The organism is Flavobacterium sp., from assembly GCF_040379285.1.
Classification (GTDB): domain Bacteria; phylum Bacteroidota; class Bacteroidia; order Flavobacteriales; family Flavobacteriaceae; genus Flavobacterium.
The window spans coordinates 1-2981 of sequence record NZ_JBEILJ010000100.1 but is presented as its reverse complement, the minus strand read 5'-3'; the positions used below and the strand labels follow the sequence as shown (position 1 = coordinate 2981).

The 2981-nt window shown below is 44.4% G+C and carries 2 protein-coding genes; one reads left to right on the top strand and one right to left on the bottom strand.

The window, feature by feature from the left end:
* On the bottom strand, nucleotides 1-519 hold a 519-nt coding region (locus ABWO12_RS12270), incomplete at its 3' end, for a thiamine pyrophosphate-dependent enzyme (RefSeq protein WP_353089299.1).
* Between the two features lie 116 nt (nucleotides 520-635).
* On the opposite strand from ABWO12_RS12270, the gene ABWO12_RS12265 reads away from it, so the two are divergent.
* A partial coding sequence (locus ABWO12_RS12265) for a TonB-dependent receptor plug domain-containing protein (RefSeq protein ID WP_353089297.1) occupies nucleotides 636-2981 on the top strand: 2346 nt, incomplete at its 3' end.

Genomic DNA, 2981 nt, shown 5'->3' with positions numbered 1-2981 from the left:
TTTATGCAAAACAGCCATCTGAAAAGCCTCAGCCACTTCGCCTTCTGTCACCGAGCCATCGCCCAAAGAACATAGTACGATGGGTTTTTCGGCACTGGTAATTAAACCCTGACTTTCTAAGTATTTAATTCCATGAGCTGCACCCGTTGCTGGAATGGTTTGCATCCCCGTAGCCGAACTCTGGTGTGGCATTTTTACCATTTCCGGACGGTTCAACGAAGGGTGAGCGTAATAAGTTCTTCCGCCACTAAATGGATCGTCCCACTTGGCTAACAACTGCAACATCAATTCGTAAGGTTGCATTCCTGCCGCCAACAACATGGATTCATCCCGATAATAGGGATAGGCATAGTCGATATTTTTTAGGTGAAAAGCCGTAGCAATTTGTATCGCCTCATGCCCCTTTGAAGTGCTGTGAACATACTTCGCAATCGGTCGATTTTCCTCATAAATGCTTGCCATGGCACGGGCCGTACAAATCAAATCCCAAGCCTTTAGCAATGTTTCCTTACCTACCATAATATAGGTGCAAGTTTACGGAAAATTCACGGCAGGATTTTCATTTGGAAACCAGAAGTTCCACCGATTTTGTATTTGTTTGCTATATTGCACCGATTAAACCCATTTTATTGCCCATGAAACAACCAATACTCCTGATTATTTTTGGCTTATTTTCAATCCTTCAAACCCAAGCCCAGACTCAAGATTCTATTTCACCCAAAAAGGTAGATCGAATTGGAGAAGTTGTAATCAAACAAAATCGACTCAAGGAAAAGCTTAAAGAATCTCCCCTCACCGTAGAAAGTATGGGCGCTCAAAGCATAAGAGAAACCCCCGCCTCCGATTTTTATGAAGCCCTCGGTCACCTCAAAGGAGTGGATGTAACCAGCGCTAGCTTAGGATTCAGAATCGTAAATACCCGCGGATTTAACAGTACAAGTCCTGTGAGAACGCTGCAAGTAATAGACGGGGTCGACAACCAATCTCCCGGTCTGAACTTCTCCCTCGGAAATTTTTTAGGTGCCAGTGAACTCGATGTCATCAACCAAGAAATTGTTGTCGGTGCCTCCAGCGCTTACTATGGACCTGGTGCGTTCAACGGAGTTATCTCAATGACAACCAAAGACCCTTTCAAATACCAAGGACTACAAGTAAAGCAAAAAGTGGCCGAGCGCGGACTCACAGAGACCGCCATCCGCTATGCAAAAGCCTTTGGTGGTAAACCCGGACAAGAGAAATGGGCCATGAAAGCCAACCTTTTCTATATGAAAGCCTATGATTGGGAAGCCGATAACATGGATGCCGTAAAATCAGGCGGACCTATGGATAGTGTCAATAATTTACTCAATCCCGGTGGCTACGATGCCGTAAACCGCTACGGCGATGAAATTCTCAGACCTGGTGAAAACGATGCCACCGCCCGATCCCAAAAATTCGACTACCCCGGTTTGATGCGCTTCAACCGCCAAGGCTATGAAGAAAAAGACATCGTAGATTACAATACCTACAATTTTAAAACGTCATTCATGACCGCCTATCGTCCTAAGCCCGATGGTGCCCGTCAGTTCGAATACCAAGTCAATTACGGAATGGGAACAACAGTGTATCAAGGCGATAACCGTTATAGTTTGCGCGATATCAAATTTTTACAAAATCGATTGGAGTACAAAGACAAAAATGGATTCCTGCGTGTATATGCTACCCATGAAGATGCTGGTAGAACTTACGACGCTGTTTTCACTGCCTTGCTCATGCAAAAAGCCGCCAAACGAGATGATTTGTGGGGCGGTGATTACTACTCACACTGGAAAAGTCAGTTCGTTCCCAAATTGAAAAAACTACCTGGCTACCCAACCGGTGATTGGCTCTCGAACCCAAATTGGTTCACTGAACTCGATGCCCTAATGGCAAAAAACCAAGATTTGCTCGCCCAATGGCACCAAGAATGTGCAGGACTTGCCGACAAAAAAAATGATTGGCAGGGCAGACCGCATTTTGAACAACCCAATACATATGATCGCTTCCAACCGGGCACAGCGCGTTACGATTCCCTCAAAAATGCCATCACTTCGCTGAAGAGCTTTGGGGAAGGCGGTAGTGGTTTCTTCGACAAGAGTGCGCTGTACAATGTGCAAGGGGAACACAAGTTCAAATTGGCCGACAAAACCAACCTCACCGCAGGGTTTTCTGGCAGATTGTATCGCCCTAACTCCATGGGAACCATCTTTTCAGATACAAACGGCCGCGTAATTCGCAACCACGAGTATGGTGCTTATGCGGGTATCGAACAACGCTCAAGCAACAACAAACTGAAAATCAATGCCACCGCGAGGGTTGATAAAAATCAAAACTTCAATTACATCTTCTCACCCGCCGCATCGATGGTGTACACCCCCGATAAAATCACCTATTACCGCGTGAGCTTGTCTGCCGGCGTAAGAAACCCCACACTAGCCGACCAATATCTTTATTACAATGTAGGTAGGGCCATTTTGTTGGGTAACATCACTGGCTACGACAGCATGGTTACTTTGACTTCTCTCTACGATGCGCTGAGTGGTCTTACCACAGACTTGAAAAAACTTCAGTGGTTTGGGGTAGACCCCGTTCGTCCTGAAAAAGTAAAAAGTATCGAAGTGGGCTATAAGTCGTTTCTGTTTTCAAATAAGTTAAACATCGATGCCAGTGCCTATTTTAGTTATTATCAAGATTTTATTGGATACAAAATTGGATTTGACCCAATCATTGATTATTCAATCAATTATATAAGTGGCGGACAAGTATATCGAATTGCAACGAACGCTGAAACTGCCGTTACTACAACCGGTGCGAGTATTGGAACCAACTATTTCTTTGCCAAAAATTACACCGCGGGAATCAACTATTCTTACAATCAATTAAATAAAACAAACAATTTAGACCCTATTATTCCTGCCTTTAACACACCCAAAAATAAGTTTAACCTCAGTTTGAGCGGTCAA